The organism is Mycobacterium scrofulaceum (genome assembly GCF_001667885.1).
In the GTDB taxonomy this organism is placed as follows: domain Bacteria; phylum Actinomycetota; class Actinomycetes; order Mycobacteriales; family Mycobacteriaceae; genus Mycobacterium; species Mycobacterium scrofulaceum_C.
On sequence record NZ_LZJW01000171.1, the window covers coordinates 21,254 to 46,792 of the forward strand.

Consider the following 25,539-nt stretch of genomic DNA (forward strand, 5'->3'; position numbering starts at 1 on the left):
ACTGAAACGTGTTGCAGTTCTGCGGCGGCGCCTGGCTCGTCGGTCCGGGTGCCTAGAGTGATAGCCGTGCCCGCTCCGCCCGCTCAGACGACCGAGGAACACACCAAGCCGACACTGATGTTGCTCGACGGCAATTCGCTGGCATTTCGGGCCTTCTACGCGCTGCCCGCCGAGAACTTCAAGACCCGCGGCGGCCTGACCACCAACGCCGTCTACGGCTTCACCGCGATGCTGATCAACCTGCTGCGCGACGAGGCCCCCACCCACGTCGCCGCGGCGTTCGACGTCTCGCGGCAGACGTTCCGCTCCGAGCGCTACCCCGAGTACAAGGCGAACCGCTCGTCGACGCCCGACGAGTTCCACGGCCAGATCGACATCACCAAGGAGGTGCTGAACGCGCTGGGCATCACGGTGCTGGCCGAGCCGGGTTTCGAGGCCGACGACCTGATCGCGACGCTGGCCACCCAGGCCGAGAACGAGGGCTTCCGCGTGCTGGTGGTCACCGGCGACCGGGACTCCCTGCAGCTGGTCAGCGACGACGTCACCGTGCTCTACCCGCGCAAGGGCGTCAGCGAACTGACCCGGTTCACGCCCGAGGCCGTCGTCGAGAAGTACGGGCTGACCCCCACGCAGTACCCCGACTTCGCGGCCCTGCGCGGCGATCCGAGCGACAACCTGCCCGGCATCCCCGGCGTGGGGGAGAAGACCGCGTCCAAGTGGATCGCCGAATACGGCTCGCTGCAGGGCCTGGTGGACAACGTCGACTCGGTGCGGGGCAAGGTCGGCGACGCGCTGCGGGCCAACCTGGCCAGCGTGATCCGCAACCGCGAGCTCACCGACCTGGTCAAGGACGTGCCGCTGGCGCAGACCCCGGACACGCTGCGCATGCTGCCGTGGGACCGCGACCAGATCCACCGCCTGTTCGACGACCTGGAGTTCCGGGTCTTGCGGGACCGGCTGTTCGACACGCTGGCCGCGGTGGAGCCCGAGGTCGACGCGGGGTTCGACGTGCGCGGCGGGGCGCTGCAGGCGGGCGAGCTGGCCGTGTGGCTGGCCGAACACAGCTCGGGCAAGCGGTTCGGCCTGGCGGTCGTCGGCACCCACCTGGCCTACGACGCCGACGCCACCGCGCTGGCGATCGTGTCCGCCGACGGGGAGGGCCGCTACATCGACACCTCCGCGCTGGAACCCGACGACGAGGCGGCGCTGGCGTCCTGGCTGGCCGACCCGGGCCCGCCCAAGGCGCTGCACGAGGCCAAGCTGGCGATGCACGACCTGGCCGGCCGCGGCTGGACGCTGGCCGGCGTGACCTCCGATACCGCGCTGGCCGCCTACCTGGTGCGTCCCGGTCAGCGCAGCTTCTCCCTCGAGGACCTGTCCCTGCGTTACCTGCGCCGCGAGCTGCGTGCGGAAACGGCTGAGCAGCAACAGCTTTCGCTTCTCGACGATCCCGAGGGGACGGACGACCAAGCGGTGCAGACCCTGATCCTGCGGGCCGTCGCGGTGCTGGACCTGGCCGATGCCCTCGACGAGGAGCTGGCCCGCATCAACTCCACGTCGCTGCTGGGCGGCATGGAGCTGCCGGTCCAGCGGGTGCTGGCCGAGCTGGAACACACCGGCATCGCAGTCGATTTGGACCTGCTGGGCGAGTTGCAGAGCGACTTCGCCCACCAGATCCGCGACGCCGCCGAAGCCGCCTACGCGGTGATCGGCAAGCAGATCAACCTGGGCTCGCCGAAGCAGTTGCAGGCGGTGCTCTTCGACGAGCTTCAGATGCCGAAGACCAAGCGCACCAAGACCGGCTACACCACCGACGCCGACGCCCTGCAGTCGCTGTTCGACAAGACCGGACATCCGTTCCTGCAACACCTTCTGGCGCACCGCGACGCCACCCGGCTCAAGGTGACCGTCGACGGCTTGCTGAATTCGGTGGCCTCCGACGGGCGCATCCACACCACCTTCAACCAGACCATCGCGGCGACGGGCCGGCTGTCGTCGACCGAGCCGAACCTGCAGAACATCCCGATCCGCACCGAGGCCGGCCGGCGGATCCGGGACGCGTTCGTGGTGGGCGAGGGCTACAGCGAGCTGATGACCGCCGACTACAGCCAGATCGAGATGCGGATCATGGCGCACCTGTCGCGGGACGAGGGCCTCATCGAGGCCTTCAACACCGGGGAGGACCTGCATTCGTTCGTCGCCTCGCGGGCGTTCGGCGTGCCGATCGAGGAGGTCACCTCCGAGCTGCGCCGCCGGGTCAAGGCGATGTCGTACGGGCTGGCCTACGGGTTGAGCGCGTACGGGCTGTCGCAGCAGCTGAAGATCTCCACCGAGGAGGCCAAGGAGCAGATGGACGCCTACTTCGCCCGGTTCGGCGGCGTGCGCGACTATCTGATGAACGTCGTGGAGCAGGCCCGCAAGGACGGCTACACCTCGACGGTGCTGGGCCGCCGCCGCTACCTGCCCGAGCTGGACAGCAGCAACCGCCAGGTGCGGGAGGCCGCCGAGCGCGCGGCGCTCAACGCGCCCATTCAGGGCAGCGCCGCCGACATCATCAAGGTGGCGATGATCGAGGTCGACAAGGCGATCAAAGAGGCCGGACTGAAGTCCCGCATGCTGCTGCAGGTGCACGACGAACTCTTGTTCGAAATCGCGCCCGGCGAGCGGGACCGCGTCGAGGCCCTGGCGCGCGAGAGGATGGGCGGCGCGTACCCGCTCGACGTCCCGCTGGAGGTTTCGGTGGGTTACGGCCGCTCCTGGGACGCGGCCGCGCATTAGTGAAACTTCGGCCCCGGAATTTTGCCGACACGTCATGTTCTCGTCAGAAACGCGCAGGCTGGGCCGCCCGGGTTTGGCCAGCGTGTACGCAGTCGAGTAGCCTCAATAGGTAAATCCCAGATTTGTCCCTACGACCCAACCTGTCCGGAGCAACCCACCACATGCCGAGTCCCACCGTCACCTCGCCCCAAGTAGCCGTCAACGACATCGGTTCCAGCGAGGATTTTCTTGCCGCAATAGACAAAACGATCAAGTACTTCAACGATGGCGACATCGTCGAGGGGACGATCGTCAAAGTGGACCGGGACGAGGTGCTCCTCGACATCGGCTACAAGACCGAGGGCGTCATCCCCGCCCGCGAGCTCTCCATCAAGCACGATGTCGACCCCAGTGAGGTCGTTTCCGTCGGCGACGAGGTCGAGGCCCTGGTTCTCACCAAGGAGGACAAAGAGGGCCGCCTGATCCTGTCCAAGAAGCGCGCCCAGTACGAGCGCGCCTGGGGCACCATCGAGGCTCTCAAGGAAAAGGACGAGGCCGTCAAGGGCACCGTCATCGAGGTCGTCAAGGGTGGTCTGATCCTGGACATCGGCCTGCGCGGCTTCCTGCCCGCATCGTTGGTCGAGATGCGCCGGGTCCGCGATCTGCAGCCGTACATCGGCAAGGAGATCGAGGCCAAGATCATCGAGCTGGACAAGAACCGCAACAACGTGGTGCTGTCGCGTCGTGCCTGGCTGGAGCAGACCCAGTCCGAGGTGCGCAGCGAGTTCCTCAACCAGCTGCAGAAGGGCGCCATCCGCAAGGGTGTCGTCTCCTCCATCGTCAACTTCGGCGCCTTCGTCGACCTCGGCGGTGTGGACGGGCTGGTGCACGTCTCCGAGCTGAGCTGGAAGCACATCGACCACCCGTCCGAGGTCGTCCAGGTGGGCGACGAGGTCACCGTCGAGGTGCTCGACGTCGACATGGACCGCGAGCGGGTTTCGTTGTCGCTCAAGGCAACTCAGGAAGACCCGTGGCGGCACTTCGCCCGCACGCACGCCATCGGCCAGATCGTGCCCGGCAAGGTCACCAAGCTGGTGCCGTTCGGTGCGTTCGTTCGCGTCGAGGAGGGCATCGAGGGCCTGGTGCACATCTCCGAGCTGGCCGAGCGCCACGTCGAGGTGCCCGACCAGGTGGTCGCCGTCGGCGACGACGCCATGGTCAAAGTCATCGACATCGACCTGGAGCGGCGCCGGATCTCGTTGTCGCTCAAGCAGGCCAACGAGGACTACACCGAGGAGTTCGACCCGGCGAAGTACGGCATGGCCGACAGCTACGACGAGCAGGGCAACTACATCTTCCCGGAGGGCTTCGACGCCGAGACCAACGAATGGCTCGAGGGTTTCGAGAAGCAGCGCGCCGAGTGGGAGGCCCGGTACGCCGAGGCCGAGCGCCGGCACAAGATGCACACCGCGCAGATGGAGAAGTTCGCCGCGGCCGAGGCGGCCGGGCACGCCGAACCGTCGTCGGGCAACGGCGCGCGCGAGGAGAAGGCGGCCGGTGGCTCGCTGGCCAGCGACGCCCAATTGGCCGCGCTGCGGGAGAAACTCGCCGGCAACGCCTAAGCCGCACCGCATGCTGCGTATCGGGTTGACCGGCGGCATCGGCGCCGGCAAGTCCGCGCTGGCGGCCACCTTCGCGAAGTGCGGGGCGGTCATCGTCGACGGCGACGTCATCGCGCGCGAGGTGGTCCAGCCGGGCACCGAGGGCCTGGCGGCCCTGGTCGAGGCCTTCGGTGACGACATCCTGCTGCCCGACGGATCGCTGGATCGTCCGGCGTTGGCCGCCAAGGCGTTCCGTGACGACGAGGCGCGGCAAAAGCTGAACGGCATCGTCCACCCGTTGGTGGGCAAGCGGCGCGCCGAGATCATCGAATCGGTGCCCGCGGATTCGGTTGTCGTGGAAGACATTCCGCTGCTGGTGGAATCGGGGATGGCGCCGCTGTTTCCGCTCGTCGTCATCGTGTACGCCGACGTCGAGGTGCGGCTGCGGCGGCTGGTCGATCAGCGCGGCATGCCCGAATCCGACGCCCGCGCCCGGATCGCCGCACAGGCCACCGACGAGCAGCGCCGCGCCGTCGCCGATGTCTGGGTGGACAACTCCGGCAGCCCGGACGACCTGGTGCGACGGGCCCATGACGTGTGGGACAACCGGATACTGCCGTTCGCGCACAACCTGAGTCGGCATCGGGCCGCCCGGGCGGCGGCCCGGTTGGTGCCGCCCGACGCGACGTGGCCGGATCAGGCCCTTCGCATCGTCAACCGGTTGAAGACCGCCTGCGGCCACCGGGCGATCCGGGTGGACCACATCGGTTCGACCGCCGTGCCGGGGTTACCCGCCAAGGACGTCGTCGACGTGCAGATCACCGTCGAATCGTTGGCGGTCGCCGACGAACTCGCCGAGCCCCTGCTCGCCGCGGGTTACCCGCGGATCGAGGGCATCGGCGCCGACGTCGCCAAGCCGCAAGCCCGCAGCCGCGTCGAGGAATACGACTACAGCGACGATCCATCGCTGTGGCGCAAACGTTTTCACGGCTCGGCCGACCCGGGCCGGCCGACCAACGTGCACCTGCGGGTCGACGGCTGGCCCGGCCAGCAGTTCGCCCTGCTGTTCAAGGACTGGATGACCGCGGAGCCCGAGGTGGCGGCCGAATACGTGAACGTCAAGCGGGCGGCCGCCGAGCGCGCGGGCGGCGACACGGCGTCGTACGTCGAGGCCAAGGAACCCTGGTTCGCCGACGCCTATCGGCGGGCGTGGGCGTGGGCCGACGCCACCGGCTGGAAGCCCTGAGCCACGATGCCGTTCGTCAACGACATCCTGGGCCCGCGGCGGCCCTTCGTGGACGAGGCGCCGCAGCTGGTGGCCGGACGACGGCGGCGCACCAGCACCATCGACACCCATCCGGATGGGGCGGGCGGCTCCCTGGCCGACCTGCGGGCGCGCGACGTGGTGGGCGCCGAGGACGGACGCGTCGAGGTACTCGGTGAGATCCGAATGCAGGCGCATCTCACCGATCAGGTCGTCGACGACATCACTTCGCCCGCCGGTCTCGACGCACTGCTGGGCTGTCGTGTCGGCGCCGGATTCCGGGCGAAGGTTGGCCGGCTGTTCCCCGAGGAAGCGGAGCGCGCCAGCCTGCTGCATCTGCTGCTCGACGACTGGGTCGGTGCAACCCTGGTGTCCGGATACGCCACCCAATACGCGGCGATCATCGAGGGCGTCGAGGAGAAGATGCCGCTGGGCATCGCCGACCGGATGGCCGGCATCTGCGCCGGTTTCGCGCCGGACGCTTCGTTGATCGCGTACACCCGGCGGCACGATGTCATCCCGACGGGCCGCGGCCCGGTGGCGCCGCCGCTGAGCGGACTACACGAAGTGGAGCCGCTGCGAGCGCGCGGGATGCGCAGGTACCGACGGCTGGATCTGGCGGACTTCGACACCGGGCCGGCGCAGTTCCAGGCCCACTTCCGCGACTCTCACGTGGACGACGACTTGGTGGAGACGATCGTGCACGAGTACACGGTCGCCGGCACGATTGACACCTCGAGGCGGGTGATCACCGGGGTGAACGCGGAAGTGCGGGTGCTGCCCTGGCAGGAGTGCCCGGGGGCGATCGGTAGCGCATCCCGCATCCGCGGTATGACTCTGGCCGAGTTACGCGACCGCGTCCGCGGTGAATTCGTCGGCACCAGCACCTGCACCCACCTCAACGACACGTTGCGCGCGATCGCCGATCTGGACGCCCTGTTGGATAGCCGGTAAGCAGGTCGACAATCCCGTCCTTCGATCTCAGGCGGGCAGCGGCGCGCCGCACTGCAGCGCCCCGCTGTTGGGGTCGGCGTTGCCGGCCGCCGGTTTGACGAACTGATCGGTTTGGGTGAAAACGGCGTCGTCGACGTCGATCTCGCAGTGCACGTTCGCCGCGTAGGGGAAATGCAGCACTATCCGCATCCCGGCCTGCTGGGGGTCGGGCAGCACCGTGTTGGCCTCGAATACGTTGCCGGGCATGGACGGCAGGTTGGTGGTGTTGGTCTGGCCGCCGTTGATGACGAAGGTGGCCTGACTGCCGGTCGTCAACGCATCGATACGGGCACGGTAGGTGATGTTGTGCAGGTCCGCCCGCGCGGTCGCCGGACTCAGCTGGGCGGCAACGGCAATGATCGCGATCGCGGTGATCGGCGGCAGCCTGCGGCCGGTGTAACTCATAGCTGGTGACATTACCCGCTCTCCCGCACGACCTCGCCGGCTTCCTTATCGGTGCGGACGCCGAGATAACGCGGGTGGCGCAGCTTCCCGTCGCGCGTCCACTCGGTGAAACCGATCTGGACCACCAGCTCGGGCTGCGCCCAATGGGCGCCGGCTTCCCGCACCAGGCCGCGGGTGAAGGGCGGGGTGTCCCGGGCGATCGCCGACAGCCGCTCGTGCAGACGGCGCAACGTGGCCTCGTCGAAGCCCGTGCCGACCTTGCCGGCGTAGACCAGGTCGCGGCCGTCGTAATAGCCCAGCAGCAGCGCCCCGAGCTCCACCCGGCTGCCCTTGGGGCTGGTGTAGCCGCCGACCACGAACTCCTGGTCCCGCACGCACTTGAACTTCAGCCAATTCTTTGACCGGCCACCGTCGTATCGGGACTCGGCCAGCTTCGCGATCACCCCTTCGTCGCCGCGTGCGCAGGCGGCGCGGTAGGCGGCCAGGCCGTCCTCAACCCGGTGCGGGGTGTACCGCAGCGGGTCGGCGAACTCGATCGCGTTGCGCAGCAACCGCTTACGCAACAACAGCGGCGCGTCGAGCGTCGACTTGCCGTCCAGATGCAACAGGTCGAACAGGTAATAGAAGACGCGGACCGGCGATGCGCGGGCGACCTGCGGGTCGGTGATGCCCAGCCGGCCCTGCAGCCTGGCGAAGCTGGTGCGGCGGCCTTCGAAGGCGACCACCTCCCCGTCGACGACGAAGCGGGTCGCGCCCTGGGCGGCAAGCGCGTCGACGAGTTCCGGGTAGGTTCCGTTGAGCGGCTGGCGGTTTCGCGACAACAGCCGCACCCGGTCGCCGTCGCGGAAGGCCAGGCAGCGCATCCCGTCGAACTTGCGCTCGAAGATCCAGCGCGGATCGGAGAACCGCTCGTCGGTCAGCGTCGCCAGCGTGGGGGATCGCCAGTCGGGCACCGGTTCATCGGGCAGCCCCGCGGCTATGTCTCGCGCCACGTCAGCTCCATCCCGTGGCCGGCCAGCCAGCGGGAGAGGTCATAGCCGTTGCGGGCCAACCCCGCAACGGCGTCCACGGCGCGCCGCACGGCCCCCTCGGCGACCTCCGGCGTCAACAAGCCGTGCCGGACGGCATCCAGCAACTCGTCGACGTCGGCCAGGTCCGCGCCGTCGCCGGTGCGGACCTCGATGTCGAGGTAGTGATCCTCCGAACGCCACACCTGAGGTCCGGGCGTGTACTCGCCCACGTCGAGGTAGTAGTCGTGATCCCGTTCGTGGCCGGGATTGAAGTGAAACACCGTGGCGCGCAATCCGAGTGAGGGCAGCAACCACGACTCGAGGTAATGGAATTGGGCGCGGCCGGGTGTGGGTCGGGCCACGTAGAGTCCCCACGGGTGGACCGCATAGTCGTCCACGTCCCGCACGATGCCCTTGGGATCGGTGTTGGTGCGGGCGATCAGGTCGAACGTCTCGTGCTTGGGCGGATGGATGGACCTACTCTAGTTGCCGGGGCCGTCTCGGGGCCACGTCGAAGTCGAAGCCGGCACAGCGGGCCAACTTGGGAGGGCACAGTGAGCGACCTCAGCGGAAAGACAGCCCTCGTCACCGGCGGCAACTCGGGCATCGGGTTGGCGGCCGCGCGGCGGCTGGCCGACGCGGGCGCCCACGTGATTCTGACCGGGCGCAATCAGCAGACCATCGACGCCGCCGTGGCCTCGATCGGCGAACGGGCGACGGGCATCCGCGCCGACGTGGCCAACCTCGACGACGTGGCGGCCGTCGCCGACGTCATCGCGTCCCGCGGGAAAGGACTCGACGTCCTCTTCGCCAACGCGGGCGGCGGAGAATTCGCGGCACTGGGCGACATTTCGGTCGAACACTTCACCTCCACGTTCATGACCAACGTGGGCGGCACGTTGTTCACCGTGCAAGCCATGCTGCCGCTGCTCAACCCCGGCTCGTCGATCGTGCTGACCGGTTCGACCGCCGCCTACAACGGCACCCCGGCGTTCAGCGTGTACGCGGCGACCAAGGCGGCGATCCGCTCGTTCGGGCGGACCTGGGCCGCCGAACTCGTGGGCCGCGGGATCCGGGTCAACACGATCGTGCCCGGACCGGTCGAGACCCCGGGGCTGATGGGGCTGGCGCCGGCCGGACGGGAGCAGGAGCTACGAGAAGGCGAGGCGTCCAAGGTCCCGATGGGCCGGCTGGGCAGGCCCGAGGAGGTCGCCGCGGCGGTGCTCTTCCTCGCGTCGGACGAGAGCAGCTTCATGACCGGCAGCGAGATCTTCGTCGACGGCGGTGCGGAGCAAATCTGAGGCCCGGGCCTATCGGCGCAGGCGGATTCTCCACCGCACGAAGCCGGCATAGAACAGCGACAACGCCGCCAGCATGCCCATGTCCAGCAGCCACACCTTCGACGTGTGCTGCCAGAACCGGTCCTGGGACAGCAGCGAATCGGGCACCAGGTGCCGCAGATCCACCGTCGACGCCGCCGCGGCGTACCCCCAGCGCGCGGGCATCGCGAACGACAGCTGATCCAGTCCCAGCCGGCCGGTCACAGGGACCATGCCGCCGCAGAGCACCAGCTGGGCCATCACCGTCACCACGAACAGCGGCATGATCTGCTCGCTGGAGCGCACCAGCGACGAGATCGCCAGGCCGAGAATCGCCGAGGCGACACAGGTCGCCGCGACGGTGGCGAACAATTCGACCGTCGCCCCGACGGTCGAGTGGCCGAGCAGGACGCCGCCGCGCGTCGGCGCGCTCTTGCCGATCACCACGATCGCGGTGATGACGGCCGACTGCAGGATGGCAAACCCGCAGAACACCGCGGTTTTCGCGAGCAGGTAGGCCGTCGTCGACAGCCCGACCGCCTGCTCGCGCTGGAAGATGGCGCGTTCGCCGACCAGATCACGGATCGTCAGCGCGGTGCCCATGAACGCCGCGGCGGGCATCAGCAGGGCCAGGATCTGCGCCGCTTCGTCCGGCGTTCCCGCGTTCGGGCCGGGAAGATGAAATCCGTTGCCGCCCGGGACGGTCAGCGACAGCGACCCGAGGATGAACGGCAACAGCGCCAGGAAAACGAAGTAGGCGCGGTCGGCGACGACCAGCCGGATCTGCCGGCGGGCGACCGTCGAGATCTGCCGTCGCACACTGGTGTGCACCGGTTCGCCCAGGGCGCCCGGCTCGTCCGCCTTGTCCGGCAGGAGCTTCTGCGGCCGCTTCTCGGCGTCACGCTGCTCGATGAAGCGCCGGTTGGCCTCCTCCGGATCGGCGCCCACCTTCGTGAAGATCTTCGCCCAGTTGGTGGTGCCCATCGCCGCGCCGATCTGGTCGGGCGGGCCGCAGTAGGCCGTTTTGCCGCCCGGGGCCACCAACAGCAGCTGGTCGCAGGTGTCGAGGTAGGACAGCATGTGCGTCACCACGATCACCACGCGACCGGCGTCGGCCAGCTGCCGCAGCATCGTCATGACCTGGTGGTCGAGCGCCGGGTCCAGCCCGGACGTCGGCTCGTCGAGGATCAGCAGCGACGGGCCGGTGAGCAGCTCGAGCGCCACCGAAGCGCGCTTGCGCTGACCGCCGGACAGCTTGTCCACCCGGGTGTCGGCGTGTTTGGTCAGGTCGAGTTCGTCGAGGACCTGGGCGACGACCTTCGCCCGGTCGGATTTGCTGGTGTCGGGTGGCAGCCGCAGTTCGGCGGCGTAGCCGAGCGCCTGGTTGATCGTCAGCTGCCGGTGCACGACGTCGTCCTGTGGGACCATGCCGATGCGGCTGCGCAACGACGCGTATTCGGCGTGAATGTCGTGCCCCTCGAACGTGACCGAGCCCGAGCTGGGCGTCGTGTAGCCGGCGATCAGCCTGGCCAGCGTGCTCTTTCCGGCACCCGACCCGCCGATCACGGCGGTCAGCGTTCCGGGCCGCGCGATCAGCGAGATGTCGTCCAGCAGTTGTTTGCCGTTGTCGACGACGTACTTGACGTTGCGCACCTCCAGCCCGCCCGTGCGGGTCTCGGCCTCGCTGCGTTCGGCAAGGGCGCCGTCCCGGAACACGAGGTCGACGTTGCCGATGGTGACGACGTCCTCGTCGGACAGGATCGCCGATCCGACCCGGGTGCCGTTGACGAAGGTCCCGTTGATGCTGTTGTCCCGGATCTCGGTGCCCAGCGGCGTCTGCACCAACGTCGCGTGCTGACGCGAGGCCAGCACGTCGGAGACCACGATGTCGTTCTCCGCGGCGCGCCCGATCGTCATGGCGTGGGTGCCCGCGGCCGCCGACGAGCGCGGTGAGAGCAACTTCACAAAGCGCGTCGCGAGGTTCGACACGTCGGCCGACTTCGCGTCCACCACCGTGAGTTCGGCGGGCGGCGTCGACCGCTGCGGCGGCGGCGCGCCGGCGTGCACGTCGGTCCGCTCCTCCGGTGGGATGCCGCGCAGCGGACCGCCCGAGGCCGGCACGGGCCGGCCCGGTTGCGGTGGCGGCGCCTGCCGGGGCGGTGGAATGGGCTGGCGGATCGGGGAATTCGGCGGCCGGGCGGGCGGCCTGGGTGGCGCGGGCCGCGGCGGCCGCGTCGGATTCGTTTGCTCGGGGAGCGCCGACCAGGCCAGCGTCGGCGGTCCGGCCTCGTGGCCCGGCCGGGTCCGGCCCGGGCGGTCGGCGTATCCCTGCTGCGGGCCGATGGCGAAGGTCAGGCGCGGGCCCCGCGGATTTCCGACGTGAATGCTCTGGCCGTCGTGGACATCGATGACCGGCATCCGGTATCCGTTGAGATAGGTCCCGTTCAGCGAGCCGTTGTCGATTGCCAGCCACCGGCCCTGGTCGAAACGCACGATCAGGTGGGCGCGCGAGATCCGGGGATCGGGGATGCGCACGTCGGCCTGCGCGTCGCGGCCGACGACCACCTCGTGGCCGGCCGCGAAGGATCGTTGGGACCCGTCATGCCGAATCGTCAGGATGGGCGGAGCGGGTCGAGTCACCACTCAAGTATCGGTGCGCGCGGTGAGTGGTCTCTATTGGGACCGCCTGTGATTTCGCTATGTTTCGGTTCGGCCACTCATAGCCGTTTCATAGCTCGCTGAAAACCAGCCCCTACCGGGATCCGGCATGATCTTCAACGGAAGGGGGAGGCCTGTTTCCGTGCGCGCCGGGCACATCGTCGTGCCGGCGGCAGCGCCGAGGCGAAGCGAGGCTCAATCGCGATGTACGTGCCCGAGGCAGTGCGCACCGCGCAGGTTGCGGCAAGCCGGGGCTGAAACGACGAGGGGGCGGGGCGGTAGATGGATGACGACAAGGGCACGACCCGGCGCATCGGCGCCGGGCGGCGGCTGCTGAGCAACCCGAGCGGGGCCCGCGCGGCGCTGCGGGCGGGATTTCAGTCGCTGCCCGCGGTCACCATCTCCCATCTGTTCCGTCGCATCCCGCCGGTCAGCTCGGCGCCGAACGCGGAGCCCGTGGCCGGCCTCGTGGAGGCCGACGGTGCCCGCCTGTCGATTTCCAGCGGGGCGCCGTTCGCGGGCTACACGATCCTGCGCCAGCTGGGCGCGGGCGGGATGGCCGAGGTGTACCTGGCACTGCATCCCCGGTTGCCGCGTCGCGACGTCATCAAGGTCCTGGCGGAAGCGGTCACCGCCGATCCCGAGTTTCGCGAAAGGTTCAACCGCGAGGCCGATCTCGCCGCGACGTTGTGGCATCCCCACATCGTCGGCGTCCACGACCGCGGCGAATACAACGGTCACCTCTGGATTTCCATGGACTACGTGGAGGGCACCGACGCCTCCCGGCTGGTGAAGGAGCGCTATCCCGACGGGATGCCGGTCGGCGAGGTGTGCGCCATCGTCCAGGCCGTCGCCGGGGCCCTCGACTACGCCCACGACCGCGGGCTGCTGCACCGGGACGTGAAACCGGCGAACATCCTGCTCACCCATCCGGAGGACGGCGAACGCCGAATCCTGTTGGCGGACTTCGGTGTGGCGCGTCACCTGGGCGACATCAGCGGGATCACCGAGACCAACGTCGCGGTGGGCACGGTGGCCTATGCCGCGCCGGAACAGTTGACGGGATCCAACATCGACGGTCGGGCCGACCAATACGCCTTGGCCGCAACGGCTTTCCATCTGCTCACCGGAGCCCCGCCGTTCCAGCATTCGAATCCGATCGCGGTGATCAGCCAGCACCTGCACGAAGAGCCGCCCCGGCTCAGCGATTACCGCCCGGAGCTGGCGCATCTCGACGAGGTGTTCCGCACTGCCCTCGCGAAGCAACCCGAGGACCGCTTCGAGCGGTGTCGCGCGTTCGCCGCCGCCGTCAGCGAGCGGTGCGACACCGCCGCGGAAGCCGGCCAACGCGCCCGCGCCCGCACCGTGGCGACGGCGCCGCCGCGCAGCGGCCCGCGCGCCGCTTTCGCCGCGCTGAACCACCGGTTCTCGGCGCGGACGCGATGGGCGGTCGGGTTGGTGTGCGCAATGCTCATCGCGGTGGCCGCCACCGGATCGGTCCTGTACTCCTTCGAGCCCGACACCCCGCCGGCCAACCCGGCGCTCGCGTCGAAGCCTTCCGTCCCGGCGCCCGCGAGGTCCGGGGGACCGTCGCTCTCCGGCAGCTACCGGCTGGACTACGACCAGAGCAAGCGGACCACCAACGGCGTCGCGATCCGCCACGACGGCCCCGCCACCGGCTGGTGGGCCTTCAGATCCGTGTGCACCACCAACGGCTGCGCGGCCACCGGCGCACGGCTGGACAACGCGGCGCACCAGACGGCGAGCGGCCCGACGGACACGCTGCGCTTCGTCGGCGGCTACTGGCAGGGCGCGCCTCAGCAGGAACGGATGGACTGCACGCCGGCCCCCGGCCAGAACGCGGCCCAGCAGGAGACGCTGGTGTGGTCGTTGGCCCCCCAGGCCGACGGCACCCTGCGGGGCACCGTGACCGAGACCGTGCTGACCAACGAATGTGGTGCGCAGGGTGCGGTGGTGCGGGTGCCCGTGGTGGCCACCCGGGTCGGCGACGTGCCCGCCGGGGTGAACCTCGGCGACCCCGCCCAGGCCGTCGCCACGTCGACCGCCGCGGCCGCCCCGGCGCCGCCCGTGCTCGGCGCGGCGTGCGGCGACGTCGGCAAGCTGGCCTATGACCCGACCAACAGCGAGCAGATCGTCTGCGAGGGCAACAGCTGGGCCAAGGCGCCCATCACGATGGGCGTGCACGCCTCCGGCAGCTCATGCGACCGGCCGGGCACCTCGGTGTTCGCGATGACCACCTCGAACGACGGCTACTTGCTGCAGTGTGACCCCGTCACGCGGACGTGGACCCGGCCGGTGGGGTAGCGGGTGTCCGCACCATCAGGCGACCGTCGAATTTGATATCGCCGGCGCTATCAGTTTTCGGGCTCGCCTTTCCCCGCCGGACCGGTACTCGTGTGACGGATGTGGCCGGTTCGCCCACGTGCCGACCGGCATTGGCGACGTCATGTTCCGAATAAGCTTCCGCGTATGCAGGTAGTGCGGGTCGACCCAGCGGCTCTGCGGGCGATGGGTGTCCGGTCGGATGTGCCCGTCGACTGACGCCGCCGACGGCCACGTGCGGTTTGCGGCCGCTGTGCTGCGAAAGCTGTTGCGCCACATCGACGACGAGAACCGCAGGCGCACCCAGCCGTATCTCATCACCCACGCGTGGACCGACGGACCGATGATGTACCTGGTCTACACGGCACCGCCGTCGGACGGGACCTGGGGCCTGGTCCGCGACACCAGGGAATCGATCATCGACCCCGGCCCGTGGCCGACCGTGGACGAGGCGGTGCTCTATTACTATCTGCTCGATTTCGAGGAGAACCAGCCCTCCTCGTCGACGCGTCGGCCGGGCGAGCCCAACGCCATTTGGTGGTTCGGCTCGCCGCGCGCGGACCTTCCCGAACGGCCATCGGACATTGCCGAGGCGTATCGGCGCACGCCATCGCGCAGGGCGTCCGCCTCGATGCCCCGCCCGAACGAAGGCCGGCCCGCCACGCCGCCTCGCCGTTACGGCAATCCGGTCTGATCGCATCATCCGGTCAAAAGGCCTGCATAGAGCCAGCACCGCGACACTTGTCGGTGCGCGGTTCTAACCTGGTGGCATGGCTTTCGCCACGGAACATCCGGTACTCGCACATTCGGAATACCGCGCGGTCGACGAGGTCGTGCGCGTCGGCGGCCACTTCGAGGTCGTCAGCCCCCACGCGCCCGCCGGCGACCAGCCGGCGGCCATCGACGAGCTGGAACGCCGCATCAGGGCGGGGGAGCGCGACGTGGTGCTGCTCGGTGCCACCGGCACCGGGAAGTCGGCCACCACCGCCTGGCTCATCGAGCGGCTGCAGCGGCCCACCCTGGTCATGGCGCCGAACAAGACGCTGGCCGCCCAGCTGGCCAACGAGCTGCGAGAGATGTTGCCGCACAACGCGGTTGAGTACTTCGTGTCGTACTACGACTACTACCAGCCGGAGGCGTACATCGCCCAGACCGACACCTACATCGAGAAGGACAGCTCGATCAACGACGACGTGGAGCGGCTGCGGCACTCCGCGACGTCGTCATTGCTGTCGCGGCGCGACGTGGTCGTGGTCGCCTCGGTGTCGTGCATCTACGGTCTGGGCACCCCGCAGTCGTACCTGGACCGCTCCGTGGAACTCAAAGTGGGCACCGAGGTGCCCCGCGACGCCCTGCTGCGACTGCTCGTGGACGTGCAGTACACCCGCAACGACCTGTCCTTCACCCGCGGCTCGTTCCGGGTGCGCGGCGACACCGTCGAGATCATCCCGTCCTACGAGGAACTGGCGGTGCGCATCGAGTTCTTCGGCGACGAGGTGGAGGCGCTGTACTACCTGCACCCGCTGACGGGCGACGTGATCCGCCAGGTCGACTCGCTGCGGATCTTCCCGGCCACCCACTACGTCGCCGGCCCGGAGCGGATGGCCCACGCGATCTCGACGATCGAGGAGGAGCTGGCGCAGCGGCTGGCCGAGCTGGAGGGCCAGGGCAAGCTGCTCGAGGCGCAGCGGCTGCGGATGCGCACCAACTACGACATCGAGATGATGCGCCAGGTCGGCTTCTGCTCGGGCATCGAGAACTACTCGCGCCACATCGACGGCCGCGGCCCGGGCTCGCCGCCGGCGACCCTGCTCGACTACTTCCCGGAGGACTTCCTGCTGGTCATCGACGAGTCGCACGTCACCGTGCCGCAGATCGGCGGCATGTACGAGGGCGACATGTCCCGCAAGCGCAACCTGGTCGAGTACGGGTTCCGGCTGCCGTCCGCGTGCGACAACCGCCCACTGACCTGGGAGGAATTCGCCGACCGGATCGGGCAGACGGTGTACCTGTCGGCCACCCCGGGCCCCTACGAACTGAGCCAGGCCGGCGGCGAGTTCGTCGAGCAGGTGATCCGGCCGACCGGCCTGGTGGACCCGAAGGTGGTGGTCAAACCCACCAAGGGGCAGATCGACGACCTGATCGGCGAGATACGCAAGCGCACCGACGCCGACGAGCGGGTGCTGGTCACCACGCTGACCAAGAAGATGGCCGAGGACCTCACCGACTACCTACTGGAGATGGGCATCAGGGTGCGCTACCTGCACTCGGAGGTCGACACGCTGCGCCGGGTGGAACTGCTGCGCCAGCTGCGGCTGGGCGAGTACGACGTGCTCGTCGGCATCAACCTGCTCCGTGAGGGTCTGGACCTCCCCGAGGTCTCCCTGGTGGCGATCCTGGACGCCGACAAGGAGGGCTTCCTGCGGTCATCGCGCAGCCTGATCCAGACCATCGGCCGCGCCGCCCGCAACGTGTCCGGCGAAGTGCACATGTACGCGGACTCGATCACCGACTCGATGAAGGAGGCGATCGACGAGACCGAACGGCGGCGGGCCAAGCAGGTCGCCTACAACGAGGCGCACGGCATCGACCCGCAGCCGCTGCGCAAGAAGATCGCCGACATCCTCGACCAGGTGTATCGCGAGGCCGACGACACGGACACCGTGGGGGTGGGCGGGTCCGGCCGCAACTCCTCGCGAGGCCGGCGCGCTCAGGGCGAACCGGGCCGCGCCGTCAGCGCCGGGGTGTTCGAGGGCCGCGACACGACCAGCATGCCGCGCGCCGAGCTGGCCGACCTGATCAAGGACCTCACCGAGCAGATGATGGCCGCCGCGCGGGACCTGCAGTTCGAGCTGGCCGCGCGCTTCCGCGACGAGATCGCCGACCTGAAGAAGGAGCTGCGGGGGATGGACGCCGCCGGCCTGAAATGAGTTTGCTGGCAGGGGATCTCCGATTTCCACCCCCGAGTCACCCCATACGGTAGAAGGGTGACCGACACCGCGACCGTGACTGGCGGCTGGCGCCAGCTGCTGGGCGCCAGGTATTTGAGGACCGCCATCCTGCTGGCCGGTGGGGTGGCTCTCTACGCCACCAACGAGTTCCTGACCACCAGCTTGTTGCCCAACACGATCGCCGAAATCGGCGGCAGCCGGCTCTACGCCTGGGTCACGACGCTGTACCTCGTCGGGTCGGTGGTGGCGGCGGCGATGGTCAATCCGATGCTGCTGCGCGTCGGGGCGCGCTCGTGCTATTTGACCGGACTCGCCGTGTTCGGCGTCTCCAGCCTGGTTTGCGCGGCGGCGCCCAACATGCAGGTTCTGATCGCGGGCCGCGCCCTGCAGGGTGTGGCCGGGGGCCTGCTGGCCGGGCTCGGATACGCGGTCATCAACTCCGCCCTGCCGCGGATGCTGTGGACCCGCGGCTCGGCGCTGGTGTCGGCGATGTGGGGCGTGGCGACGGTGGTTGGCCCGACGACGGGTGGCCTGTTCGCCCAGCTGGGGCTGTGGCGGTGGGCCTTCGTGGCGATGGCGGTGCTGACCGCGCTGATGGCCCTGCTGGTGCCCGTCGCGCTGGACCGCGTCGAGCGCACGCCCGTCCTGGCGCCGATCAAGGTTCCGGTGCGCTCGCTGCTGCTGATCGGTGCCGCGGCGCTGGCGGTCAGCGTCGCCCAGATCCCGAGCAACACGCTGGCGACGTTCGCGCTGCTCGCCCTCGGCGTCGCCCTGGTGGGGGCGTTCGTGCTCGTCGACTGGCGGACGCACGCGGCGATCCTGCCGCCCAGCGTCTTCGGCCCCGGGCCGTCGAAATGGATCTACCTGACCATGGGGGCGCTGATGGGCGCCGCGATGGTGAACACCTACGTGCCGCTGTTCGGCCAGCGGCTGGCGCACCTGACCCCGATAGCGGCCGGATTCCTGGGAGCGGCGCTGGCGCTGGGCTGGACGGTCAGCGAGATCCTCAGCGCATCCCTGGAGAGCCCGCGGACGATCGCGCGGGTCATCGTGGCGGCACCCATCGTGGCGGCTTCCGGTCTGGCCCTGGCCGCGGTGGCCCGCCGCGGGGACACGTCCCCGTGGACGGCCGCGCTGTGGGCGGTGGCACTGCTGGTCGCGGGCACCGGGATCGGGATGGCCTGGCCGCATCTGTCGGCGCGCGCGATGGCCTCGGTCGACGATCCGGCCGAAGGCGGCGCCGCATCGGCGGCGATCAACACCGTCCAGCTGATTTCCGCGGCGATCGCCGCCGGCCTGGCCGGGGTGGTGGTCAACACCACCAAGGGTGGCGACGGGATGGCGGCGCACTGGCTGTTCACCGTGTTCACCGCGCTCTGCGCCGCCGGGGTGGCGGTGTCCTACGGGGCGACGCGCGGCGCGCGCCAGGTGCAGCCGGTCGGTTAGCCCGTCCTAGTCCGGGTCTTCGTCGGCCTGCAGGACGGCCACCACCCCGTCGACGTCGCCCAACACCTGCCGCGCGCTGGCGATCCTGCTGCCGGACAACGTCATTGCCACCCGAACCTCGCCGTCGTCGATGTCGTGCGCGTCCGCGTCGAGCTCGGTGAGCTGCCAGTTTTGCTGCCCGCAGATGCGCAGCACCTCCCGCAGCATGCCGCGGCCGTTCTCGTAGATGATCTGTACCCGGACCGTGCCCCGCAGCTGGGCCGTCAGGCGCCCCTCGACGGCCTTGAAGAGGAGCGCGCTGACGAAGTGCAGGGCCACGACGGCGATGGCGAGCAGCAGCAGGCCGGCGCCCACGGCCATGCCGACCGCGGCCGATTCCCACACCGCGGCCGCCGTCGTGAGCCCATGCACGGCGCCGCGTCGGGTGATGATGATTCCGGCTCCCAAAAATCCGATGCCCGAGACGATTTGGGCGGCGACCCGGGACGGGTCGAGCACGATCGTGCCGGCCGACAGGACGTCGGCGAAACCGTACTTACTGACCAGCATGATCAACGCCGACGACGTCCCGACGATGGTCTGCGTCCGCAGCCCGGCGCTCTTGCCCTGGACGGTGCGTTCAAGGCCGATGAGCGCGGTCAGCCCGAACGCGGCGAACAGCTCGACCAGGTGTCGGAGACCCTGCACGTTGCCGCCCAGCAGCGGCGCGGCCAGCCAGTTTTGCATACCTGATCAACTACCCCACAAATGGCGGTTCACGCCGCCGGCAAAGCGCCAATCAGCGGGTGGACTTCACCACCTGCGAGTAATGGAACTGCCAGCGTTCGACAATGCGGAATCCGAGGTAACTCGGGAATCGATAGGCCGGGGCGCGGCCGAATGCCGGCCCGGGGGGCAATGACGCCCCGGTTTGGTGATCGGGCAGCGACGTTTCTTTGTTGGTAATGGTCCAGATCGCGGGGCATTTGTTGATTTTGGCCGTGGTCAGCCAGACGGCGACGTGGCCGTCCCACAGCGACCCGACCTTCGGCCCGTACGCGCCCCGTTCGACGTCGATCAGGGATCGGAAGGCCGCCGGCCGGGTGGCCAGCAGCGCGCGGATCGGCCCGGGCCGCCACGGCACGGTGTTGTCCACCATCAGGCAGTCACCCGGGGCCGCGCGGGAGCTGATCAAATCGGCGACCTGGCTGTAATCCCAGCCCTCCTTGGCGTACGGCCAGCGCTGGATGAACAGGTAGTTCGGCACCGCTGCCACGGCACAGACCAGCACCACAGCGGCGATGGCCCACGGTTTGCGGGCGAGCGTGACGATGCACACGGCCAGCACGACGGCCATCGCGGGCGCGGTGAAGATCAGGTAGCGCGGGTAGTAGATCGGTTCGCTGACGGCCGAATAGACGACCACGAGCGCGGTGGGAATGACCAGCCACGCCGAGCAGGCGATCAACAGGCGGCGCAGGTCGCCGGCCGGGGGCCGGACCCCCGCCAGCCGGGCCGCGATCGCCGCCACGATGAGGACCGCGGATCCGATGGCGAACGGAACGCTGTGGTCGAAATACTGGCGCAGGACGATGTCGAACGCGTAATGCCAGCTGACCGGATAAATCCAGTTGACCTGCCAAACCTGGGCGTGGGCGAACAACATGAACGGCGTCATCGCCGCGACCGCGACCGCCGAGCTGGCGGCCCACCAAATGACCGGAGATTTGCGCGCTTTCTCTTGCGCCAGCAGCGGCACCATTACCGCATAAACCGGCACCATCAGCACCATGTTCAGATTCAGCAGAATCGACAGCATTAACGCCAGCGCATAGCAAATCCACAATCGCGCTCTGTTGCGCCGGACGGCGGCGACGAGCAATACGGTGAGCCAGACCGCCGCGGCGGCCACGAACGCGTAGGGCCGCGCCTCCATGCCCGCCCAGGTGGTGCGCGGGAGGATGGCGAAGACGACGCCCGCGCACACCGCGACCGGCCGGGTCGAGAAGCGTCGGGTGAACACCGTGACACCGGCGGCGGCGGCGCCGACCGCCAGGGCGCTGGGGGCCCGCGACCAGAACTCGGTCGGCGGAAAAACGGCGAACCAACCGTGCATCAGCAGGTAATACAGCCCGTGCACCGCGTCGATGTGGCTCAGCAGCCGCCACAGCTCGGCCAAGTTCCGGCTCGCCGCGGCCGATATGGTCGCGCCCTCGTCGAACCACAGGGAGGGCCGGCAGGCCCAGGCGCCGCTGACCACGGCCGCGAAGACGGCGATGACCCACGGGTCGAGCAATCGGCCGGGCGGACTTTCGGGAGCGGGCTCCTCGACTTCATCCGCGACGCGCTGCTCGACGATGGACATGATGCTTGTCACTGTAAAGCTGAATCGCCGGCCCGGGTCACAAAACGGCTCCGGCCTATTCGGCACCGGCATGCGCATTCCGCGAAAAGCGGCGTTATGCAACGCTTTCCGCCCCGGGCCAGAGCATTTGATTGTTTTGTCATCGGCGATATTGTCCGTCGCCGCAGCGCGGCGCCGCAAATTGTCGACACGCCGAGCCACGTGGTGTCGCTAATCTCTTCCCTGCGCAACGGGCAAACGCGATAGTGTCTTGGGTTGGCTGACCAACCGAATCAGGGAGGGTAAATGGGCGCCTATCGGACTGTGGTGGTGGGAACCGACGGCTCGGACTCGTCAATGCGTGCGGTAGACAAGGCGGCGCAGATCGCCGGGCCCGACGCCAAGCTGCTCGTCGCGTCGGCATACCTGCCCCAGCACGAGGACACCCGGGCCGCCGACGCGCTGCGCGACGAGAGCTACAAGGTGTCCGGCACGGCGCCCATCTACGCGATCCTGCAGGACGCCAAGGAGCGGGCGCACAAGGCCGGAGCCAAGAACGTCGAGGAGCGCCCGATCGTCGGCGCCCCGGTCGACGCGCTGGTCAAGCTCGCCGAGGACGAGAAGGCCGACCTGCTCGTCGTCGGAAACGTCGGCCTGAGCACGATCGCCGGCCGGTTGCTGGGATCGGTGCCCGCCAACGTCTCACGCCGGGCCAAGGTCGACGTGCTGATCGTGCACACCACGTCGTAGTCCCTTCCGACTACGCCACGGGGTCTACCAGCCCCGCTCGCGCCATTCGGCCAGGTGCGGACGCTCGGCGCCCAGCACGGTGTCGTCGCCGTGGCCGGGGTAGATGACGGTGGAATCGTCGTACACGTCGAACACCCGGGTGGTGACGTCGTCGAGCAACTGGGTGAAATCGCCCGGCTGCCACGTCTTGCCGACGCCGCCCGGGAACAGGCAGTCGCCGGTGAACAGCTGGGTGACCCCGCCCGTCGCGGGCCCGTCGAGGGCGAGCGCGACCGAGCCGGGCGTGTGGCCGCGCAGGTGGATGACCTTGAACCGCAGCTCGCCGATTTCGACGGTGTCGCCGTCGGCCAGCAAACGGTCCGGCTTGACCGGCAACGGCTCGGCGTCGATCTCGTGCGCGGCGGTCGGCGCGCCGGTGGCCGCGGCCACGGCCTGAAGCGCCTGCCAGTGGTCGAAGTGCTGGTGGCTGGTCACGATCAACGACACCTTGGGCGCGTTCTGCCGGATCAGGTCGATCAGGACGTCGGCGTCGTTGGCGGCGTCGATCAAGAGCGTTTCGCCGGTGGCGGAACAAGTCACCAAATACGCGTTGTTGTCCATGGGGCCCACCGAGGCCTTTAGGATCGTGGCGCCGGGTAGGGTCCGGCGGGCCGCGGTACCAGGGTCGACGTGTCCGGTGTAGTTGTCGTCCAGGGCAGTCATAGCGGCCACGTTACTGGTCAAACGTTGCTTGTCGGTATGGGCACATAGCATGGAATGCGCCGTGCGCATCAACGGCTACCGCACGTCAAAGATTCACTGAGAGAGGGCAGCGTGGCTGACCGCCTGATCGTCAAGGGCGCCCGCGAACACAACCTGCGGGGCGTCGACCTCGACCTGCCGCGTGACGCGTTGATCGTGTTCACCGGGCTGTCGGGATCGGGCAAATCGTCGCTGGCTTTCGACACGATTTTCGCCGAGGGCCAGCGCCGGTACGTGGAGTCGTTGTCGGCCTACGCCCGCCAGTTCCTGGGGCAGATGGACAAGCCGGACGTCGACTTCATCGAGGGCCTGTCCCCGGCGGTGTCGATCGACCAGAAGTCCACCAACCGCAACCCGCGGTCGACGGTCGGGACTATCACCGAGGTGTACGACTACCTCCGGCTGCTCTACGCGCGCGCCGGCACGCCGCACTGCCCGGTCTGCGGTGAGCGGATCGCCCGTCAGACGCCCCAGCAAATCGTCGACCAGGTGCTGGCGATGCCCGAGGGCACCCGGTTCCTGGTGCTCGCCCCGGTGGTGCGCACCCGCAAGGGCGAGTTCGCCGACCTGTTCGAGAAGCTCAACGCGCAGGGCTACAGCCGGGTGCGGGTCGACGGCGTGGTGCATTCGCTGACCGATCCGCCGAAGCTGAAGAAGCAGGAGAAGCACGACATCGAGGTGGTGGTCGACCGCCTGACCGTCAAGGCCAGCGCCAAGCAGCGGCTCACCGACTCGGTGGAGACCGCGCTGAACCTGGCCGACGGCATCGTGGTGCTGGAGTTCGTCGACCACGAGCACGACGCTCACAACCGCGAGCAGCGGTTCTCCGAGAAGCTGGCCTGCCCCAACGGGCACGCGCTGGCGGTCGACGACCTCGAGCCGCGGTCGTTCTCGTTCAACTCGCCCTACGGTGCCTGCCCCGAGTGCACCGGCCTGGGCATCCGCAAGGAGGTCGACCCCGACCTGGTGGTGCCCGACCCCGAGCGCACGCTGGCCGAGGGCGCGGTGGCGCCGTGGTCGACGGGCCACACCGCGGAGTACTTCACCCGGATGATGGCCGGCCTCGGCGACGAGCTGGGCTTCGACGTCGACACCCCGTGGCGCAAGCTGCCGGCCAAGGCGCGCAAGGCGATTCTCGAGGGCTCCGACCACCAGGTGCACGTGCGCTACCGCAACCGGTACGGCCGAACCCGTTCCTACTACGCCGATTTCGAGGGCGTGCTGGCGTTCCTGCAGCGCAAGATGGCGCAGACCGAGTCCGAGCAGATGAAGGAACGCTACGAGGGCTTCATGCGCGACGTGCCCTGCCCGGAGTGCCACGGCACCCGGCTCAAGCCGGAGATCCTGGCGGTGACGCTGTCCGCGGGGGACCGGGGTGCCAAGTCCATCGCCGAGGTGTCCGAGCTGTCGATCTCGGACTGCTCGGACTTCCTGAACGCGCTTACCCTGGGTCACCGGGAGCAGGCGATCGCCGGGCAGGTGCTCAAGGAGATCCAGTCCCGGCTGGGTTTTCTGCTCGACGTCGGGCTGGACTATCTGTCGCTGTCCCGCGCCGCTGCCACGCTGTCCGGGGGTGAGGCCCAACGCATCCGGTTGGCCACCCAGATCGGGTCGGGCCTGGTGGGCGTGCTGTACGTGCTGGACGAGCCGTCGATCGGGCTGCACCAGCGCGACAACCGTCGGCTCATCGAAACCCTCACGCGGCTAAGGGATTTGGGCAACACGCTGATCGTCGTCGAGCACGACGAGGACACCATCGCCCACGCGGACTGGATCGTCGACATCGGTCCCCGGGCCGGTGAGCACGGCGGGCAGATCGTGCACAGCGGCACCTACGCCGAGCTGCTGGCCAACACGGAGTCGATCACCGGCGCCTTCCTGTCGGGCAAGGAGGCCATCGAGATGCCGGCGATCCGGCGTCCGATAGACCGCAAGCGTCAGCTCACCGTGGTCGGCGCGCGCGAGCACAACCTGCGCGGCATCGACGTCTCGTTCCCGCTTGGGGTGCTGACCTCGGTGACCGGGGTGTCCGGGTCCGGCAAGTCGACGCTGGTCAACGACATCCTGGCCACGGTGCTGGCCAACCGGCTCAACGGCGCCCGGCTGGTGCCGGGCCGGCACACCCGGGTGACGGGCCTGGATCACCTGGACAAGCTGGTCCGCGTCGACCAGTCGCCGATCGGTCGCACGCCGCGGTCCAACCCGGCCACCTACACCGGCGTGTTCGACAAGATCCGCACGCTGTTCGCGGCTACCACGGAGGCCAAAGTCCGTGGCTACCAACCGGGCCGGTTCTCGTTCAACGTCAAGGGCGGCCGCTGCGAGGCGTGCACCGGCGACGGCACGATCAAGATCGAGATGAACTTCCTGCCGGACGTATACGTGCCCTGCGAGGTCTGCCACGGCGCGCGCTACAACCGGGAAACCCTGGAGGTGCACTACAAGGGCAAGACCATCTCCGAGGTGCTGGACATGTCGATCGAGGAGGCGGCGGAGTTCTTCGAGCCGATCACCGGCATCCACCGCTACCTGCGCACGCTGGTCGACGTCGGCCTGGGCTACGTCCGGCTGGGCCAGCCCGCCCCGACCCTGTCCGGCGGTGAGGCGCAGCGCGTCAAGCTGGCCGCCGAACTGCAGAAGCGCTCGACCGGGCGGACCATCTACATCCTCGACGAGCCCACCACCGGACTGCATTTCGACGACATCCGCAAGCTGCTCACCGTCATCAACGGGCTGGTGGACAAGGGCAACACCGTGATCGTCATCGAGCACAACCTGGACGTCATCAAGACGTCCGACTGGATCGTCGACATGGGACCCGAGGGCGGCGCCGAGGGCGGAACCGTTGTGGCCGAGGGCACCCCGGAGGACATCGCCGCCGTGCCGGAAAGCTACACCGGCAAATTTCTCGCCGAGGTGATCGGCCGCGCCGCCCCGCCGCAGCGGTCGAAGCGGCGACGCAAAGTCACCGCCTGATT

At 68.9% G+C, this 25,539-nt stretch carries 18 protein-coding genes; 11 read left to right on the forward strand and 7 right to left on the reverse strand.

Translation table 11 applies throughout. The annotated features are described in order from the left end of the window. Positions 1 to 117 precede the first annotated feature (117 nt). The 4 genes from polA (at position 118) to A5681_RS23845 (ending at position 6,576) form a co-directional block, all read left to right on the forward strand. Positions 118 to 2,778: a DNA polymerase I gene (gene polA / locus A5681_RS23830; RefSeq protein ID WP_197498713.1), complete on the forward strand. Its 2,661-nt coding sequence runs from the start codon at positions 118 to 120 to the stop codon at positions 2,776 to 2,778. Between the two features lie 161 nt (positions 2,779 to 2,939). Beyond that, the gene (gene rpsA / locus A5681_RS23835; protein ID WP_067281522.1) at positions 2,940 to 4,379 is read left to right on the forward strand and encodes a 30S ribosomal protein S1; all 1,440 of its coding nucleotides are present in this window, start codon (positions 2,940 to 2,942) and stop codon (positions 4,377 to 4,379) included. A 10-nt stretch (positions 4,380 to 4,389) separates the two neighbouring features. Beyond that, complete coding sequence (coaE, locus tag A5681_RS23840) at positions 4,390 to 5,604, forward strand: dephospho-CoA kinase (RefSeq protein ID WP_067281524.1); 1,215 nt, start codon at positions 4,390 to 4,392, stop codon at positions 5,602 to 5,604. Between the two features lie 6 nt (positions 5,605 to 5,610). Continuing rightward, positions 5,611 to 6,576: a DUF2889 domain-containing protein gene (locus A5681_RS23845; RefSeq protein ID WP_067281526.1), complete on the forward strand. Its 966-nt coding sequence runs from the start codon at positions 5,611 to 5,613 to the stop codon at positions 6,574 to 6,576. Positions 6,577 to 6,603: 27 nt separating this feature from the next. Here the strand turns inward: A5681_RS23845 and A5681_RS23850 are convergent, their stop codons facing one another. Genes A5681_RS23850 through A5681_RS23860 form a run of 3 tightly spaced genes read right to left on the reverse strand, consistent with a single transcriptional unit; the run spans position 6,604 to position 8,437 of the window. Further along, positions 6,604 to 7,020, reverse strand: coding sequence for a hypothetical protein (locus tag A5681_RS23850; RefSeq protein ID WP_067281529.1), 417 nt, complete (start codon positions 7,018 to 7,020; stop codon positions 6,604 to 6,606). An 11-nt stretch (positions 7,021 to 7,031) separates the two neighbouring features. After that, entirely contained in the window at positions 7,032 to 8,012 is a 981-nt protein-coding gene (ligD, locus tag A5681_RS23855) for a non-homologous end-joining DNA ligase (protein WP_067281531.1), read from the reverse strand. Beyond that, the gene (locus A5681_RS23860; protein ID WP_067281533.1) at positions 7,997 to 8,437 is read right to left on the reverse strand and encodes a DUF402 domain-containing protein; all 441 of its coding nucleotides are present in this window, start codon (positions 8,435 to 8,437) and stop codon (positions 7,997 to 7,999) included. Before A5681_RS23860 ends, ligD begins: the two co-directional genes overlap by 16 nt. Before the next feature lie 147 nt (positions 8,438 to 8,584). Between A5681_RS23860 and A5681_RS23865 the strand changes: the two genes are divergently transcribed. Beyond that, complete coding sequence (locus tag A5681_RS23865; RefSeq protein WP_067281536.1) at positions 8,585 to 9,331, forward strand: SDR family oxidoreductase; 747 nt, start codon at positions 8,585 to 8,587, stop codon at positions 9,329 to 9,331. A 9-nt stretch (positions 9,332 to 9,340) separates the two neighbouring features. On the opposite strand, the gene A5681_RS23870 is transcribed toward A5681_RS23865, so the two are convergent. Next, entirely contained in the window at positions 9,341 to 11,992 is a 2,652-nt protein-coding gene (locus A5681_RS23870) for an FHA domain-containing protein (RefSeq protein WP_197498708.1), read from the reverse strand. 297 nt (positions 11,993 to 12,289) lie between these two features. On the opposite strand from A5681_RS23870, the gene A5681_RS23875 reads away from it, so the two are divergent. The 4 genes from A5681_RS23875 to A5681_RS23890 all read left to right on the forward strand — a co-directional run bounded on the left by A5681_RS23875 (position 12,290) and on the right by A5681_RS23890 (position 18,747). Then, complete coding sequence (locus A5681_RS23875; RefSeq protein WP_067281540.1) at positions 12,290 to 14,332, forward strand: serine/threonine-protein kinase; 2,043 nt, start codon at positions 12,290 to 12,292, stop codon at positions 14,330 to 14,332. 220 nt (positions 14,333 to 14,552) lie between these two features. Continuing rightward, positions 14,553 to 15,044 (forward strand): hypothetical protein, encoded by a 492-nt coding sequence (locus A5681_RS23880; RefSeq protein ID WP_067281542.1) that lies wholly within the window; start codon positions 14,553 to 14,555, stop codon positions 15,042 to 15,044. A 76-nt stretch (positions 15,045 to 15,120) separates the two neighbouring features. Further along, entirely contained in the window at positions 15,121 to 17,280 is a 2,160-nt protein-coding gene (gene uvrB, locus A5681_RS23885; RefSeq protein ID WP_067281544.1) for an excinuclease ABC subunit UvrB, read from the forward strand. Positions 17,281 to 17,337: 57 nt separating this feature from the next. Beyond that, complete coding sequence (locus A5681_RS23890; protein ID WP_067281546.1) at positions 17,338 to 18,747, forward strand: MFS transporter; 1,410 nt, start codon at positions 17,338 to 17,340, stop codon at positions 18,745 to 18,747. A 6-nt stretch (positions 18,748 to 18,753) separates the two neighbouring features. On the opposite strand, the gene A5681_RS23895 is transcribed toward A5681_RS23890, so the two are convergent. Together A5681_RS23895 and A5681_RS23900 are read right to left on the reverse strand one after the other, a co-directional pair. Continuing rightward, complete coding sequence (locus tag A5681_RS23895; RefSeq protein ID WP_067281549.1) at positions 18,754 to 19,473, reverse strand: MgtC/SapB family protein; 720 nt, start codon at positions 19,471 to 19,473, stop codon at positions 18,754 to 18,756. A gap of 52 nt (positions 19,474 to 19,525) precedes the next feature. Beyond that, the gene (locus A5681_RS23900; RefSeq protein WP_082968518.1) at positions 19,526 to 21,091 is read right to left on the reverse strand and encodes a glycosyltransferase family 39 protein; all 1,566 of its coding nucleotides are present in this window, start codon (positions 21,089 to 21,091) and stop codon (positions 19,526 to 19,528) included. A gap of 285 nt (positions 21,092 to 21,376) precedes the next feature. Between A5681_RS23900 and A5681_RS23905 the strand changes: the two genes are divergently transcribed. Further along, the gene (locus A5681_RS23905; protein WP_067281553.1) at positions 21,377 to 21,820 is read left to right on the forward strand and encodes a universal stress protein; all 444 of its coding nucleotides are present in this window, start codon (positions 21,377 to 21,379) and stop codon (positions 21,818 to 21,820) included. A gap of 24 nt (positions 21,821 to 21,844) precedes the next feature. Here A5681_RS23905 and A5681_RS23910 read toward each other — a convergent pair whose 3' ends face one another. Beyond that, positions 21,845 to 22,522: an MBL fold metallo-hydrolase gene (locus tag A5681_RS23910; protein ID WP_067281556.1), complete on the reverse strand. Its 678-nt coding sequence runs from the start codon at positions 22,520 to 22,522 to the stop codon at positions 21,845 to 21,847. Positions 22,523 to 22,633: 111 nt separating this feature from the next. Here A5681_RS23910 and uvrA point away from each other — a divergent pair, with 111 nt between their 5' ends. Continuing rightward, positions 22,634 to 25,537, forward strand: coding sequence for an excinuclease ABC subunit UvrA (gene uvrA / locus A5681_RS23915; protein WP_067281558.1), 2,904 nt, complete (start codon positions 22,634 to 22,636; stop codon positions 25,535 to 25,537). The last annotated feature ends 2 nt before the right edge of the window (positions 25,538 to 25,539 follow it).